This window comes from Xylanibacter oryzae DSM 17970, assembly GCF_000585355.1.
GTDB lineage: Bacteria > Bacteroidota > Bacteroidia > Bacteroidales > Bacteroidaceae > Prevotella > Prevotella oryzae.
Genome location: NZ_KK073873.1, coordinates 562,720 through 579,720, shown reverse-complemented (window position 1 = coordinate 579,720; position 17,001 = coordinate 562,720). Strand labels below are relative to the sequence as shown.

Here is a 17,001-nt window from a genome sequence, read left to right as displayed (position 1 = left end):
TTTTTAGAAAATATCATTATGTTCAGTAAAGAAACCTACGTAAGCCGCCGCGCAGAACTGCGAAAGCTCGTAAAGAGTGGCATCGTTATACTTTTCGGCAACAATGAATCGCCTGTTAATTATCCATCAAACGGATATTATCCGTTCCGTCAGGATTCGTCATTTCTATATTACTTTGGACAGAACAGGGACGGACTTGTAGGTGTTATTGATGTGGATAATGATACCGAAACACTAGTTGGTGATGATATAGATATTGAGGATATCGTATGGTTCGGGTCTGTAGACAGTGTCCACGATATGGCTCAACAGGTTGGGGTGGGAAGTTCGGCTCCTATGAAAGAGCTAAAGTCAATATGCAACGATGCAATGAGACAGAAGCGAACAATACACTATCTCCCACCTTATCGCTTTGACAATAAAATCCAAATTTTTGATTTACTTGGTATTCACCCTAATCAACAGAAGGAATCTGCATCTCTTGAATTGATTATGGCTGTAGTTAAGATGCGTTCAAGCAAAGAACCTCAAGAGATTGAGGAACTTGAGAGGGCGGCTATAATCGGCTATAAAATGCATACCACGGCTATGAAACTTACAAAACCGGGCGTAACTGAGCATTATATTGGTGGACATGTTGACGGTGTAGCCAACTCGTATGGAGCAATGGTAAGTTTCGCTACCATATTTTCTCAACATGGCGAGATAATGCATGGTAACCCTTCAATGGCAAAACTTGAAGCCGGACGCCTGGTACTCTGCGATGCGGGAGCTGAGACAATTAATAATTATTGCTCTGACAACACGCGTACTTATCCTGTAGATGGTAAATTTACACAGAGACAACTTGAAATATACAGCATCGTTGAAGCTTGTCATGATTATACTCTGCAGGTAGCTAAACCCGGCGTAAAATGGTATGATGTACACATGAATGTGTGTAAACTGATGACAGACAGGCTGAAAGACCTTGGATTGATGAAAGGGGATACTGATGAAGCCGTAAAAGCCGGCGCTCATGCTATGTTCCTACCCCACGGACTTGGACACATGATGGGTATGGATGTACACGACATGGAGGGACTTGGACAAAACTATGTAGGATTCGACAAAGAGATTCAACCTTCTACTCAATTTGGTACAAACTGCCTGCGTATGGGACGAAAGTTACAAGAAAACTTTGTTATGACGGATGAGCCGGGAATTTATTTTATTCCTGCCTTAATAGATAACTGGAAGGCAAGCGGACATTGTAAGGAGTTTATTAATTTTGATATGCTTGAGACCTACAAAGGTTTCGGCGGAATACGTATTGAGGATGATATTCTTATAACCAAAGATGGTTGCAGATTTATAGGAAAGGACCGTATACCTTATCATCCTAAAGATGTTGAGAATTTTATGAACAATTAAAACAAATAAGAATTATAAATTAAATTATGAGAAAATTTATGGTATTGGCTCTTATCGCTTTTGTTGCGATGAGTTCTGGAGCTGAAACAAAAAAGGATTCGGTAAACAAAAACAAACCAGTGTTTACCACAATCAAAGAAAACAAAATTACGAGTATTAAAGACCAAAACCGTAGTGGTACGTGCTGGGATTTCTCTACTATCAGCTTCTTTGAAAGCGAGATACTAAAGAAAACAGGAAAGACATACGATTTATGTGAAATGTTTGTAGCTAACAAGGATTATCTGGACCGCGCTACAATGTCTGTACGCATGCATGGTGATGCTTCTTTCTCTGAAGGTGGAAGTTCTTATGATGTGCTTTACTGCATGAAGAACTATGGAATATGCCCAGAGACAGCTATGCCATTGCCTGGTACGCTATATGGAGATACTCTGAGTAACTTCGGTGAATTCTTCAAAGCAATGACTCCTTATGTCAATGCAATAGCAAAGAGCGATTCTAAGAAACTTACTCCTGCATGGAAAAATGGTCTACAGGGTATTGTAGATGCATATATCGGAAAATGCCCTACTTCATTCTCTTACGAAGGAAAGAATTATACTCCGAAATCATTCGCATCAAGTCTTGGTATCAATTTTGATGATTATGTAAGCATAACAAGTTATACTCATCATCCTTTCTGGACAGAATTCCCTGTAGAGGTTCAGGACAATTGGAGATGGGCTCCTAGTTACAATGTACCGATGGATGATCTTACAAAGATTATTGACAATGCTGTGAACAATGGTTATACAGTAGCTTGGGGTGGAGATGTTACAGAAGACGGTTTCACTCGCAAAGGTATAGCTATCGCATATGATACTAAAAAGGCACGCAGCATGGCTGGAACAGATGCTGACAAATGGTTTAAGTTAAGTAAGGATGAGAAGACTTCAAAGCTTGACTCTCTTGGAGTAAATGCTCCTGAGATTGTACCTACACAGGAAATGCGTCAGGAAGGATTCGATAATTGGGAAACTACTGATGACCACGGAATGCATATATATGGTATTGCAAAAGACCAAAACGGTAAAGAATACTATATGGTTAAAAATTCTTGGGGAAAGTATGGTGATTATAAAGGAATATGGTATATGACTAAGAATTTCGTTCTGTATAAAACTATGGATATCATGGTTAACAAGAATGCGATTCCTAAAGATATCAGAAAAAAACTCGGAATCTAAAATAATAAATGTCCCAACTTCTTTTAAGTTGGGACATTTTTATATTTTATTACAAATCTATTTATACAGCTTATTTGTAAGCAACACATTAAGAATAATTAGTCATAATGGGTGGTTTTTTGAAATAGACTGGCAGTATTGTTTTTTATGAAAAAAAAACAAAAAGCACTATATTCTAGTTTTTTATTTGTAACTTTACACGCTAATCGTATGAAAGAAAATAAAAAACTATATAAATGGATTTCAAATGGAATTACAAACCACCAACAACAGAACAAAAAAAAGCGGCTAATGATTTCGGAGAAAAACTTGGAATAAGTCCGATGCTTGCCGATCTTCTACGGCATAGAGGTGTAGATACTGTTTCGGCAGCAAAACGCTTTTTCCATCCTCAATTAGCTGATTTGTATAATCCATTCCTTATGAAGGATATGGATGTGGCGGTTGATAGACTTAATGATGCTATGGGGCATAAAGAACGCATTATGGTTTACGGAGACTATGATGTGGATGGTTGTACTGCTGTAGCTCTTGTGTATAAGTTTCTGCAACAATTCTATTCAAATATTGAATATTATATTCCCGACAGATATGACGAGGGATATGGTGTCAGCAAGAAAGGAATAGATTATGCCAAAGAAACTGGTGTTAAATTAATTATCATACTTGATTGCGGTATTAAGGCAATCGATGAGATAGCATATGCCAACAGTGTTGGAATAGATTTCATTATCTGTGACCATCATGTTCCTGATGAGGTTATGCCATCAGCTTTTGCTATACTTAATCCTAAAAGACCGGATGATACTTATCCATTCAAACATCTTTCAGGATGTGGTGTTGGATTCAAGTTTATGCAGGCATTTGCTAAAAACAACAATATATCTTTTAGTCATCTTATTTCACTACTCGACTTCTGTGCTGTCAGCATCGCTTCTGACATAGTTCCTGTGATGGATGAAAACAGAATACTGGCATACCATGGTCTAAAACAACTAAATCAGAATCCAAGCATTGGATTGAAGGCTATTATTGATATCTGCGGACTTAACGGCCGTGAACTCTCAATGGGAGATATTGTATTCAAAATAGGTCCGCGTATAAATGCGTCAGGACGTATGGAAAATGGTAAAGAAAGCGTTGAATTGCTTGTTGAAAAAGACTTGAACATAGCACTTAATGAAGCTAAAAACATTAATGAATATAATGAACAGCGCAAGGATATTGACAAGCAAATGACCGAAGAAGCAAACCAAATCGTTGAAGATGTAGAATCACAAGAGCATCATTCAAGTATAGTGCTTTATGACGAAAATTGGAAAAAGGGAATTATAGGCATCGTTGCGTCAAGACTAACTGAAATATACTTTCGTCCTACTGTTGTTCTTACGAGAGACAACGAATTCGTAACCGGATCTGCTCGTAGCGTAACGGGATTTGACGTTTATGCTGCTATAAAGAGTTGCAGAGATCTCCTTGTAAATTTCGGAGGACATACATATGCTGCCGGACTTACAATGAAGTTGGACAAAATAGATGAGTTTAAAAAAAGGTTTCAACTTTATGTTGAGGAACATATAATGCCTGAACAGACTGAGGCGATACTGAATATTGATGCAATGATTGACTTTAAGGATATCACAAAAAAACTACAGGCTGACCTTAAAAAGTTTTCACCATATGGTCCATGTAACACCAAACCGTTATTCTGTACTAAGCAGGTTTATGATTACGGAACAAGTAAGGTTGTGGGACGTGAGCAAGAGCATATAAAATTAGAACTTGTTGACAGCCAGTCTAGTAACGTAATGAATGGCATTGCATTTGGTCAAAGTGCCTCTGCCAGATATATAAAATCAAAAAGAAGTTTCGATATTGTTTATACGATAGAGGAAAATATTTATAAGCGAGGCGAGGCGCAGTTACAGATAGAAGATATACGCCCGTCTGAAGAATAATAGTATCGTAAGTTAGCTTTTGTGGAATACAAAGAGATTCTTAAAACGTACTGGGGATATGACGACTTCCGTGGTATCCAGAAAGATATAATTGAGAGCATCGGTGCAGGAAAGGACACCCTTGGACTAATGCCTACAGGTGGTGGCAAGTCTATTACCTTTCAGGTTCCGGCTCTTACTATGGATGGTGTGTGCATTGTTATTACGCCACTCATAGCACTAATGAAAGATCAGGTAATGAACCTGAAAAAAAGGGGCATAAAGGCTGCTGCAATTTACTCTGGATTATCTCATGAAGAAATAATCACAACTTTGGAAAATTGCATTTTTGGTGGAATAAAAATTCTATATATTTCACCGGAAAGGTTATCTTCAAAACTATTTTTAACTAAGCTGAAACATACTAAAGTAAGTTTCATAACTGTAGATGAAGCTCATTGTATAAGTCAGTGGGGATATGATTTTCGCCCGGCGTATCTTAAAATTGCAGATGTAAGAGATATCGTAGGAAAAGAAATTCCTGTCTTAGCACTAACTGCCACTGCTACGCCAAATGTTGTAAAAGATATTGAAGAGAGATTGCATTTTACTCAGGACAATGTATTCAGAATGAGTTTTGAGCGCAAAAACCTTGCCTACATAGTACGAATTGCTACTGACAAACGCCAGGAAATGATACACATTCTGAGTTGTGTAGGTGGAAGTGCAATAGTATATACAAGGAGTAGAAGAAAAACAAAAGAAACCGCACAGCTACTTTTAGACAATGGTATTAGCGCAACATATTATCATGCAGGCCTAGACCATTCTGTTAAAGACGAAAGACAAAAAGAATGGCAAGACGATAAAGTCAGGGTTATGGTGTCAACTAATGCTTTCGGAATGGGAATAGACAAACCTGACGTTAGGACAGTTATCCACATTGACTGCCCTGACTCTATTGAAGCTTACTTTCAGGAGGCTGGAAGAGCGGGAAGAGATGGAAAAAAATCGTACGCTGTTTTACTATATAATAATAGCGATAAAAGAAAACTGGATAAACGTATTACGGATACATTCCCTGAGAAAGATTATATAAAAACAGTCTATGATCATCTGGCTTATTACTATCAGATAGGTGTAGGTTCCGGACAAGGTTCTACCATGGAATTTAATATAGACAAGTTCTGCAGAACGTTCAAGCACTTTCCTACTCTAGTTGATTCATCACTTAAAATACTAGAGAGGGCAGGATATATTGAATATGATGATATTGGTGATGATGCTGCCAGAGTAATATTCTTGCTTGAGCGCAATGAGTTGTATCGTCTTAACAATCAAAGCAATGATGAAGAAGCTGTCATAACTGCTTTACTACGCTGCTATGGAGGACTCTTTAGCGATTACGTATATATTGATGAAGGATTCTTGGCACAACAGGCAGGTATTAAGAAACAGAATCTATATGTTATTCTTAAGAATCTTAGCGCCAGACATATTATCCATTTTATCCCACAACGAAGAATGCCTACAATTTCTTACACATTATGGCGGGAAGACTCTGAGAAATTACATATTGGGAATGATGTCTACGAAGAAAGACGTAATCAATATAGCAAGCGTATTTATGCTATGATAGATTATGCATCGAATGATTATTTGTGCAGAAGTAGACAATTGCTTATGTATTTTGGAGAAAAAGATGCCAAGGACTGTAATCAATGTGATGTATGCAACGAACATAAAGGTGAAAGCACATCCGGGAATGTGACTAAATATGTAAAAGAAAAGATAATGGAGATGCTTAAAGACAAGAAACCACATATGATTTCTGACTTGAATGACTTATCTCTACCAGAAAACCAACTTAATGAAAGTATTGCTAATCTCATAAACGAAGAGATTTTAGGATATGAAGACGGCTTTATTTTTATAATAAAAAAAGGATGCTAAAATTAATCAACATCCTTTTTATATTTATATATAATAAGAGAAATTAGTCTTGTCCATCATTTTCGGGACGAAGTTTACGTACCGTAACGGCTGTACGCCACATCTCGCTATTGCGCATTGTCTTTAACTCTTCATTAAGTTTCTCACGATAGTCTGATTTTGAGTTGCTATCTATTGATATCTGTGCTTCATTACCAGTCTTAACTGAAAGATACAACCACTGCATAACCGGTTTGATTGCATCGCGGAAACGAGGAGCCCAATCAAGAGCACCACGCTGTGCTGTTGTAGAACAGTTAGCATACATCCAGTCCATACCCTTCTGAGCAAACAATGGCATCAAACTCTGTGTCAACTCTTCAACTGTTTCGTTAAATGCTTCTGATGGAGAATGTCCGTTCTCACGAAGTACCTGATATTGAGCTTCAAGAAGTCCCTCAATAGCACCCATCAAAGAACCACGCTCACCTGTAAGGTCTGATGTTGCCTCACGCTGGAATGTAGTCTTGAACATGTATCCAGCACCAATACCGATACCAAATGCTATTGTACGCTCTGTAGCTTTGCCCGTTGCATCCTGATATACTGCATATGAACAGTTAAGACCACGGCCTTCACAGAACATTGTACGAAGTGATGTACCAGAACCCTTAGGGGCTACCATGATAACATCTACATCCTTTGGAGGTATTACATTAGTACGGTCACTCCAGTTAATTGCAAATCCGTGTGAATAATATAGAGCCTTACCTGCTGTAAGATATTGTTTTATTTTAGGCCATACCTGAATCTGTCCTGCATCAGAGAGAAGCATACAAACTATTGTACCTTTCTGTGCTGCCTCTTCTACAGAAAACAAAGTTTTACCAGGAACCCATCCATCTGCTTTTGCTTTATCGTATGTTTTGCCTTCTCGCTGTCCGACAATCACGTTGAAGCCATTATCGCGCAGGTTACATGCCTGTCCAGGACCCTGAATACCATAACCTAGAACTGCGATTGTTTCATTTTTTAATACTTCACGAGCTTTTTCCAATGAAAATTCTTTGCTAGTGACTACTGTTTCTGTAACGCCACCGAAATCCATTTGTGCCATAATTAAATATATTTTTATTTATGCAGCCTATCTCAAAACTGCGGGTTTAAACTTTTTTTTAATATTTATTTTCGAGTTGCAAAGTTACAACTTTATATCGAAACACCAAATAAAACTTTCAATCTTTCACAAATTTAACCTTACATCTGCAAGTTTCGACTTCATTTTCGTTTTTTTCTTCCGATTTAGTTATTCTGATGCAATATTCTTCTTCACCACTTTTCTCTAAATAAAAGTTTAGTTTGTCACCAAAATGACTTTCTGCGACATATGCTATTTCGAATCGCTTAAGAAGAAAATTCTCGTATTGACTAAGAGGAAAAAGGTCTAATACATGTTCTATATATTTTACACTATTAATGTGACCATTTACATCTACATCATTATAATGTGTATCTAATGTCATTATCAATTGTGCGTCATTTGACATTTTAACCCTTGAACTCTTTTCTATTGGGCATTCCTTATCTGTATCTATATAGTCTATTATCTTACCGTCATGTATTTCAAGAATGTTTTGTGGCTGACGTGTCTGCGTATCTATCATTGCCCATACACTCTTACCGTATCCATATACTGTACCGTCTTCACCTTCTATTTTAAAATTTCTGTTGGTAAAATATCTCATGGCACTTTCTATCCATGTATCAACAAAGAATTTTTTATATTGGGTGGGATATTCTGCCATCTCTATTGCCAGACGTGACAATACCCATGTCTTATGAATCGGATTAAGATATGGCATTCCGAAACCACGGTCGTGCGAATGAAAGTCTGCTGCATTAAGCATATAATTACCAAGATGCCCAAATAGCAAGTGTTTAGTAAAGTCGCAGTGAAATGGTTCAGCCATAAATGGATAACGCCCAATCTTATTTGTTTCTATCATCACTATTCTTTATTATAAATATTATTCGCCTTTTAAAGCTTCTCGTTCAGCAAGAAACTCACTTACATGTTCTTCTGTACTGCGAGTCACGGCAATACGTCCTGAACGAGTGTACTGGAGTATACAGTCGAACTTATTGAGTTTGAAATACATACTTTGTATATTTTCGGTAATTCCACTTAGCATTACAATGCAATAGGTAGGATTAACCTCTATTATACGGGCATCAAATTTACGAATAGTACGTGAAATGTCAGGATTGTCTAAAACTTTTTGAGTAGAGAGTTTATACATACCAACTTCGCGTATAAAGAGTTGGTCATCTGTGTAGTAATTAGCTTTCACTACATCTATTTTTTTCTCTATCTGTTTAGTAATTATCTTTATCTGATCTTCGTCTTCACCCCAAGCTGTAATGGTATATTTATGTACACCATCTATACTTGAAGCAGAAACATTAAGGCTCTCTATATTAACCTGTCTACGTGTAAAGACAGCTGTTATCTGATTAAGTATTCCGGCTATATTCTCTGAATAGACCAAGAACGTATATAATTTTTTCTTATTTGATTCCATACTTTAAATATTGAAGGATTGTACGTTTGTTCAACAGTTTTATATGTTTATCTCAAGAAGCATCTCATCAACAGACTTGCCTGGAGGTGTCATTGGTAAAACGTTGTCTTCTTCTTTGATTGCGCATTCTAAAAGGTATGGACCATCTGAACTAAGCATTTTATCTACTGCTGATCTTAAATCTTTACGGTCTACAACCAAGCCATAAGGTATATGATAACCTTCACATATACTCTTATATTGTGGATTCAGCATCTTTGTGAATGACTTACGTTTTCCAAAAAACATATCCTGCCACTGACGCACATTACCAAGATAATTATTATTAAGAAGTATTATCTTAACAGGCACTTGCTGCTCCATTATTGTGCCGAACTCTTGAATGCTCATCTGCAACCCTCCATCACCACAAAACATACATATAGTTCTGTCTGGAGCACCAAAAGCCGCCCCAATAGCTGCAGGGAGTCCGAATCCCATTGTTCCCAAACCGCCACTTGTAACAATACTACGGTTTTTGTTATATCTAAAATAGCGACTGCTAAACATCTGGTTTTGACCTACATCATTGACTAAAACGGCATCACCATGTGTAGCTTCTGCCACTACATTTGTAACCTCTCCCATAAGCAGAGGTCCTTCGATTGGATGAATAGCTGGCTGAATTACTTTTTTGTTTTCTTCATCAAAGAATGGCTTGAAGCTATCACGCCATTTTCTGTGTTCATTTTTCTTAAGTAACTTTGTTATTGCAGGAAGAGAAACCTTACAGTCTGCAATTACAGCTACATCAGTTTTTATATTTTTGTCTATTTCAGACTTATCTATATCTAGATGTATTATTTTAGCCTGTTTTGCATAAGTCTTTGGATGTCCTGTTACTCGGTCACTGAACCTCATACCTACAGCAATTAGCACATCACATTCCTGTTCTTTCACATTAGGAGCATAATTACCATGCATTCCAAGCATACCTGTATCAAGAGGATGTCCTGTAGGCAATGCAGAAAGTCCAAGCAATGTACGTGCTGCTGGGATATCAGATTTCTCAAGAAACTCGATAAGTTCTTTCTGAGCTCCTCCTAATTCGACTCCCTGACCAACTAATGCTAATGGTTTCTTTGCATCATTAATAATCTGGGCTGCTTTGGCTACTGCAATATCATCCAATTTTGGATATGGTACATAACTACGCACAAAATCTACATGCTTAGGTTCATATTCTGTAGAAGTAACTTGAGCGTTTTTGGGAAAATCAAGCACTACAGGACCAGGACGCCCGGAGCGTGCTATATAGAAAGCACGACTAACGGCCCATGCCACATCTTCAGCACGACGTATTTGGTAACTCCATTTGCTAATTGGCTGTGCCAAACCGACAAGATCAACTTCTTGAAAAGCATCATTTCCTAATGCAGCAACACCAACCTGTCCGGCTATTACTACAATAGGGGTACTATCCATCATTGCATCCGCAACTCCTGTTAGGGTATTGGTTGCACCTGGACCACTTGTAACGATACAGACACCAACTTCCCCACTCACTCGCGCAAATCCTTCAGCTGCATGAGCTGCGCACTGCTCATGACGAACCAATATATGATTAAAACTTTTCTTTTCTCCTCTAGTGTATTCATAGAGCGCATCAAAGACCGGCATAATAGAACCACCCGGATAACCGAATATGGTCTTTATACCTTCTGCCTTTAATGATCTCATAAGAGCTTCTGCTCCTGTAATTACTTCATTACTCATTTATTATTAAATTAAGAATTAATAATTCTTCAATTTCTTAATTAGTTGCTTCTATTCAATTATTCGCACGCCACCCTTATCAGCAGAACTTACTGTCTGTGCATATGCTCTTAATGATTTACTTACAACACGATTACGTGTTACCGGTTGCTGAGGACGAGCCGCTAATTCTTCATCTGAGAGTTTTACGTTTATAGAACGATTTGGAATATCTATTTCTATTATATCACCGTCTTTTATCTTACCTATATTACCTCCTGCGGCTGCCTCTGGTGATATATGACCAATGCTAAGTCCACTCGTTCCACCGGAAAAACGTCCATCTGTTATCAATGCACATTCTTTGCCCATATGCTTACTCTTAATATAAGATGTAGGATAAAGCATTTCCTGCATACCTGGACCACCTTTAGGACCTTCATGTGTAATTACCACACAATCTCCTTTGTTAACTTTATCTCCTAGAATGCCATCACAAGCACTTTCCTGTGAATCGAATACAACAGCCGGTCCACTATATTTCCAAAGCGAAGCATCTACACCAGCTGTTTTTACTACACAGCCATCCTGTGCTATATTACCAAACAAGACTGCTAATCCACCATCTTTAGTATACGCATTTTCTAGATCTCGTATACACCCATTTTTTCGATCTGTATCCAAGGTTTCCCATTGAGAATCCTGACTACCCATAACAGTGGAGAATTTATATCCAGGAGCACTGTGATATATTCTATTGGCATCAGCATCAATATTATTAACAGTAATATCATATTTTGTTAATTGTTCTCCAAGCGTCTTGCCATCAACACGATTTACGCTACCATTGATTAATCCACCTTTAGCCAATTCATTTAAGATTCCAAATATTCCACCTGCACGATTACATTCTTGAACAGAATATTTCTGAGTGTTTGGTGCTAATTTGCAAAGACATGGAACCTTACGACTAAGCTTGTCAATATCACTCATCTTAAAATCGACTTCACCTTCTTGTGCTACTGCCAGCAAATGCAGTATTGTATTAGTACTTCCTCCCATTGCTATATCAAGAGACATAGCATTTAGAAAAGCATCGCGTGTTACAATATTACGAGGTAAGACACTTTCGTCACCATCTCTATAATATTTAAATGCATTCTCAACTATCTGGTGAGCAGCATCTTTAAACAGTTTAATACGATTCTTATGTGTAGCCAAAATTGTTCCATTTCCAGGAAGAGCCATGCCAATAGCTTCGGTCAATGAATTCATTGAATTGGCTGTGAACATACCGGAACAACATCCACACCCCGGACAAGAACAAGATTCTATTTTTTTAATATCTTCATCACTCACACTTTCATCAGCACCCTTTACCATAGCAGTTATGAGATCGGCATTCTCACCATTCCATCGGCCAGCTTCCATAGGACCACCTGAGCAAAATATTGTTGGAATATTAAGACGCATAGTTGCCATTAGCATTCCTGGAGTTATCTTATCACAATTGGATATACATATCATGGCATCTGCCTTATGTGCATTGACCATATATTCTACTGAATCTGCTATAATATCACGACTTGGCAAAGAATAAAGCATGCCATCATGCCCCATAGCAATGCCATCATCAATAGCTATTGTGTTAAATTCGGCTGCATAACAGCCCATTGATTCTATTTCTTTTTTTACGATTTGTCCTATCTCGTGTAGATGAGTATGACCTGGCACGAACTGGGTAAAAGAATTGACAATCGCAATAATAGGTTTGCCAAATTGCTCTTGTTTCATACCTGTGGCTACCCATAGAGCTCTAGCTCCTGCCATCTTTCTACCTTCTGTGCAAACAGCACTTCTCAACTGATGTTTCATTTTTATAATATTTACTTTCTTCAGAGAAGAATACTACTAAATTCAAAATTAGATGCAAAGTTAATCTGTTTTTCTGTAAAATCCAACGATTTTTCTGTAAAAGTTGCAATATATTTAAAAATCGTAAGAAAAATCATTTCAAAAATAATAAATTAAAACATATATTGCACTTTTATGTTTGAACTGTGCAATAAAAAACCTCCACACTATAAACAAGCGTGGAGGCAAGGACTGATTTATATAAATCGTTTAGTTCTAAAGTAATTAATTTATTGTATCTAGTCTATGTGAAATTTTATGTCAACTCCAAACTGCACCGGATTACCCTGTTGTGCGAAAGTCCTTTTGGTGCCATCAACACTGCTCTGAACCGCAAAAGTATTGTATTTAGTATCTGTTATATTCTTTCCCCAAAAGCTAATAGTAACTGCCTTTCCGAAATTAGCATCAACATGTGCACCGACTGCTGCATAAAATTTTTGGCTTGAAGTATTGTTTTCATCCCAATAAGTTTTGCCATTACCGTATACATTAGCTCCAACTACTATAGACGTTAATGCTTTGCAACTTGTATCAAATCTATAATCAGCAGTGGCTGAAAACGAGTGCTGGGGTACATATGGTACATATTTATTTTTATATGATACTTCTGTATTTTTACCATCAACTTTTACACTATCTTTATAATCTTTAAATACTGCTCGAGTATAACTGTATGTTGCGCTCCAATTCATATGATTATTGAATGCACGTCCACGGAAAGAAGCTTCAACACCACAACTGCTGCTCTTACCTGCATTAACCATCATTCTACCAAATCCATAATTCCCTGCCATTACAGACAACTGCTGATTACGTATCTGCATATAATATGTTGATAAATCAGCCTGCACTTTATTATCAAATAAATTAAGATGCGTTCCTAATTCATAGTTCCAACTTGTTTCAGGTTTATAACTTATAGTATTACTAACACGTTCATAATCAGCATCTTTATGAGGTACGTCATAACTTCCACGCATTGCGTTCTGACTGTTTGAATTCAATTCAGTCTGTAAAATATCTGAAAACATTTGAATATTATATCCACCAGCTCTGAATCCTTTACTTAAGGTTGCATAAACATTACTTCCACTGTCTGATATACGATAATTAAATCCAATTTTTGGCAAAAGCTGATTAAAATTATTATGTGTTTTATTATCAAGGTGCGAAATCAAATTATATACTGCCTGCTGACCCATCACATTTGCAGTCATAGCCATTATTGCCTGTGAATCGTAATGTACATTCACATGACTATAATCATAACGTAAACCTAATGTTGCAGTAAGACGATCTGTTATATCAATACTAGATTCATGATAAAAGCCTAAATTAAACTGTGGTGTATGGAATATTTCAGGAACATTTATAGATACATCCATAGATATCCCTCCCATTTTCTGTATCATTGCAATAGCAGCCTGCTGAGTAAGTCCGCGCTTCATAAAAGACTCAATCATAGCATTCTGCATTGCATTTTGTATACCATCCGCAATAGGTTTGGTAATACCATCTCCAAAGTAAACAGGTGCATATGTTTTCAACCATTGATAAGAGCCGAATATTCCAAATGTCCAATGCCAACTATTTGTATTATTGCTTTTCAATGTAAATTCCTGCGTGCAAGCATTTTGCAACTGGCGCTGCCCAATATGCATATAATCAATAGGCAAATAATCAATATCCATGAGCATGTTGTCCTTAAGATATTGCCAGCTACTATTAGAATAGAAATCAAGTCCATTCCCTTTTACTTTTATATTCAATCCTATATTAAGAATATTTCTCTTATAATTACCTTGATAATCTGTATTTGGATCTGATGTTACATTCGATGCTGAATTATATTCTCCATAAGGAAATCCATTCTGGCGGACAAATTGATAGTCTGTTATAAAATCTACAAGAACTTTTCTAATAGGCTTGAACATAAGTCTTAGTCTTCCGCCTGCTTCATTATATTTATCAGCCTTTTCACCACTATATGTGTTCGTAAAGAAGCCATTCTGACCATTATAAAAACCTGCAACAGAATAAGCGAACCAATCATTAACTTTGCTATAATGGGCAACTTCAGCATTACGATAAAAATGTGTAGCAATACCAAGATTTATATCCGTTCCTTGATAATCAAATGGATTTTTAGTATACATCCTTATAAGTCCGCCTTCTGTATTTTGGCCGTATAACGTACCTTGAGGACCACGCAACACATCAACACAGTCAAGTTGATAGGTATGGAAATTATATGAATTTTTGCTTACTAAAGGCATTCCATCAACATACATACCAACTGCAGGATTATTAATTCTTGAACCAATACCTCTTATATACATAGATGATGTTATACGTGAACCGTAATGCGGCATAACAAACGAAGGTACATAATATGCAAGGTCGGTTATGTCATTAACTTTAAGTGATGATAATTCAAAGTTTGTAAAAACACTTGAACTCAATGCTTGTCTACGTAATTTGTAATTTTCTTTTGGCTGAGCCACCACCACAACTTCATCTAAATCAAATACGCGTGATGTATCTGGCAACAATATTTTATTTAATTTGTCAGAAAACGAACTAGCGCTAGTTGCAACTGGCAGAGCCATTATTGCGAACGCTACTAAAATCTTTTTATCCATATATAACTAATGTATTAAATTCTGACTGCAAAGGTACTTCTTTTTAATAAGGGGTGCAATCCTCATTTATTATGATTTTAACAAAAAGAATATTCATCTTTTGTATATTCAAAATAATTTTGTAACTTCGCAGCCACTAATACATAGCAAAACGTAAGTAATAAGATACGAAATAATCAAAATTAAAAGATAAATCATGAGTAGACCTAAAAAATTCATTCTGACAGAAGATCAGATTCCAACACAATGGTATAATATTCAGGCGGATATGGTTAATAAACCTATGCCTCCACTTAACCCGGCAACTAAACAACCACTCAAGGCAGAAGATCTATTCCCAATTTTCAATGAGGAATGTAGCCGACAAGAATTGGACATGGAACATGCTTGGATTGATATTCCTGAAGAAGTAAGAGAACGATATACTTATTATCGCTCAACACCACTAGTTCGTGCTTATGCTTTGGAAGAAGCTCTTGATACACCTGCTCATATATATTTTAAGAATGAGAGTACAAATCCATTAGGTAGTCATAAAGTAAACTCAGCTATAGCTCAATGTTACTATTGTAAAAAGGAAGGTGTTACAAATGTTACAACAGAGACCGGAGCCGGCCAATGGGGTGCAGCACTTTCTTATGCAGCAAAAACATTTGGACTTGAAGCTGCTGTTTACCAAGTCAAAATAAGTCTGCAGCAGAAACCATACCGCGGTATTATAATGCGCACTTTCGGTGCACAGGTGACAGGTTCTCCTTCAATGTCTACTCGTGCAGGTAAAAATATTCTAACAAAAGACCCTAATTATTCAGGATCTCTTGGTACTGCTATTTCTGAGGCTATTGAACTTGCTACAACAACTCCAAACTGTAAATATACATTGGGTTCTGTATTAAGCCACGTGACTCTGCATCAAACTATTATAGGTCTTGAAGCTGAAAAACAAATGGAAATGGCAGGAGAATATCCTGATATGGTTATTGCATGTTTCGGAGGAGGATCTAACTTTGGTGGAATCTCTTTCCCTTTTATGCGCCATAACATACTGGATGGAAAAAAGACTGAATTTGTTGCTGCAGAACCTGAAAGTTGCCCTAAACTTACAAGAGGAAAATTTGAATATGACTTCGGCGATGAAGCAGGTTATACTCCATTGTTGCCAATGTTCACACTTGGGCATGATTTTCACCCAGCTAACATTCATGCTGGAGGACTTCGTTATCATGGAGCCGGAACTATCGTATCACAACTTATAAAGGATAATATGATGCATGGGGTGGATATTCCTCAATTGGAATCATTCGAAGCTGGAACTTTATTTGCGCGTACAGAAGGAATTATACCTGCTCCAGAAAGTTGCCATGCAATAGCAGCAACTATACGCGAAGCAAAGAAATGCAAAGAAAACGGCCAGAAAAAGACCATTTTATTCAATCTATCAGGTCACGGACTACTTGATATGACTTCATATGACTCCTACATAAATGGTGACTTACGCAACTATTCTATTTCTGATAATGAGATACGTGAGAATCTAAAAGAGGTTGATGCAATGAACAAGTAAACAATAATTTGTTATATAAAAAGCATCCAACATATGTTGGATGCTTTTATT

11 protein-coding genes are annotated in these 17,001 nt (G+C 37.0%); 5 read left to right on the top strand and 6 right to left on the bottom strand.

The window, feature by feature from the left end; all coding sequences use genetic code 11:
- Positions 1-18 precede the first annotated feature (18 nt).
- From XYLOR_RS02240 to XYLOR_RS02225, 4 genes are all read left to right on the top strand, one after another.
- Entirely contained in the window at positions 19-1,413 is a 1,395-nt protein-coding gene (locus XYLOR_RS02240) for an aminopeptidase P family protein (RefSeq protein WP_036876583.1), read from the top strand.
- A gap of 26 nt (positions 1,414-1,439) precedes the next feature.
- Positions 1,440-2,642, top strand: a complete 1,203-nt coding sequence (locus XYLOR_RS02235; protein ID WP_036876580.1) for a C1 family peptidase — start codon at positions 1,440-1,442, stop codon at positions 2,640-2,642.
- Between the two features lie 236 nt (positions 2,643-2,878).
- Positions 2,879-4,600 (top strand): single-stranded-DNA-specific exonuclease RecJ, encoded by a 1,722-nt coding sequence (gene recJ / locus XYLOR_RS02230; RefSeq protein ID WP_036876577.1) that lies wholly within the window; start codon positions 2,879-2,881, stop codon positions 4,598-4,600.
- A 21-nt stretch (positions 4,601-4,621) separates the two neighbouring features.
- Positions 4,622-6,532, top strand: coding sequence for a RecQ family ATP-dependent DNA helicase (locus tag XYLOR_RS02225; RefSeq protein WP_036876574.1), 1,911 nt, complete (start codon positions 4,622-4,624; stop codon positions 6,530-6,532).
- 43 nt (positions 6,533-6,575) lie between these two features.
- Here the strand turns inward: XYLOR_RS02225 and ilvC are convergent, their stop codons facing one another.
- The 6 genes from ilvC to XYLOR_RS02195 form a co-directional block, all read right to left on the bottom strand.
- A complete protein-coding gene (gene ilvC, locus XYLOR_RS02220) occupies positions 6,576-7,628 on the bottom strand; it encodes a ketol-acid reductoisomerase (RefSeq protein ID WP_036876572.1) in 1,053 nt (350 codons plus the stop codon).
- 118 nt (positions 7,629-7,746) lie between these two features.
- Positions 7,747-8,517 carry an acyl-[acyl-carrier-protein] thioesterase gene (locus XYLOR_RS02215; protein ID WP_036876571.1) on the bottom strand — a complete coding sequence of 257 codons (771 nt, stop codon included), beginning with the start codon at positions 8,515-8,517 and terminating at the stop codon, positions 7,747-7,749.
- Between the two features lie 21 nt (positions 8,518-8,538).
- Positions 8,539-9,093, bottom strand: coding sequence for an acetolactate synthase small subunit (gene ilvN / locus XYLOR_RS02210; protein WP_036876569.1), 555 nt, complete (start codon positions 9,091-9,093; stop codon positions 8,539-8,541).
- Between the two features lie 39 nt (positions 9,094-9,132).
- Positions 9,133-10,848, bottom strand: a complete 1,716-nt coding sequence (ilvB, locus tag XYLOR_RS02205) for a biosynthetic-type acetolactate synthase large subunit (RefSeq protein ID WP_036876567.1) — start codon at positions 10,846-10,848, stop codon at positions 9,133-9,135.
- 51 nt (positions 10,849-10,899) lie between these two features.
- The gene (gene ilvD, locus XYLOR_RS02200; RefSeq protein ID WP_036876564.1) at positions 10,900-12,702 is read right to left on the bottom strand and encodes a dihydroxy-acid dehydratase; all 1,803 of its coding nucleotides are present in this window, start codon (positions 12,700-12,702) and stop codon (positions 10,900-10,902) included.
- 278 nt (positions 12,703-12,980) lie between these two features.
- Positions 12,981-15,386 carry a TonB-dependent receptor gene (locus XYLOR_RS02195; protein WP_036876562.1) on the bottom strand — a complete coding sequence of 802 codons (2,406 nt, stop codon included), beginning with the start codon at positions 15,384-15,386 and terminating at the stop codon, positions 12,981-12,983.
- 196 nt (positions 15,387-15,582) lie between these two features.
- Between XYLOR_RS02195 and XYLOR_RS02190 the strand changes: the two genes are divergently transcribed.
- Entirely contained in the window at positions 15,583-16,950 is a 1,368-nt protein-coding gene (locus XYLOR_RS02190; protein WP_036876561.1) for a TrpB-like pyridoxal phosphate-dependent enzyme, read from the top strand.
- The last annotated feature ends 51 nt before the right edge of the window (positions 16,951-17,001 follow it).

Excerpts from the sequence above, each read along its gene's own strand:
- XYLOR_RS02240 (WP_036876583.1), top strand. The coding sequence starts at position 19 with ATGTTCAGTAAAGAAACCTACGTAAGCCGCCGCGCAGAACTGCGAAAG.
- XYLOR_RS02235 (WP_036876580.1), top strand. The coding sequence starts at position 1,440 with ATGAGAAAATTTATGGTATTGGCTCTTATCGCTTTTGTTGCGATGAGT.
- recJ (WP_036876577.1), top strand. The coding sequence starts at position 2,879 with ATGGATTTCAAATGGAATTACAAACCACCAACAACAGAACAAAAAAAA.
- ilvC (WP_036876572.1), bottom strand. The coding sequence starts at position 7,628 with ATGGCACAAATGGATTTCGGTGGCGTTACAGAAACAGTAGTCACTAGC.
- XYLOR_RS02215 (WP_036876571.1), bottom strand. The coding sequence starts at position 8,517 with ATGATAGAAACAAATAAGATTGGGCGTTATCCATTTATGGCTGAACCA.
- ilvN (WP_036876569.1), bottom strand. The coding sequence starts at position 9,093 with ATGGAATCAAATAAGAAAAAATTATATACGTTCTTGGTCTATTCAGAG.
- ilvB (WP_036876567.1), bottom strand. The coding sequence starts at position 10,848 with ATGAGTAATGAAGTAATTACAGGAGCAGAAGCTCTTATGAGATCATTA.
- ilvD (WP_036876564.1), bottom strand. The coding sequence starts at position 12,702 with ATGAAACATCAGTTGAGAAGTGCTGTTTGCACAGAAGGTAGAAAGATG.
- XYLOR_RS02195 (WP_036876562.1), bottom strand. The coding sequence starts at position 15,386 with ATGGATAAAAAGATTTTAGTAGCGTTCGCAATAATGGCTCTGCCAGTT.
- XYLOR_RS02190 (WP_036876561.1), top strand. The coding sequence starts at position 15,583 with ATGAGTAGACCTAAAAAATTCATTCTGACAGAAGATCAGATTCCAACA.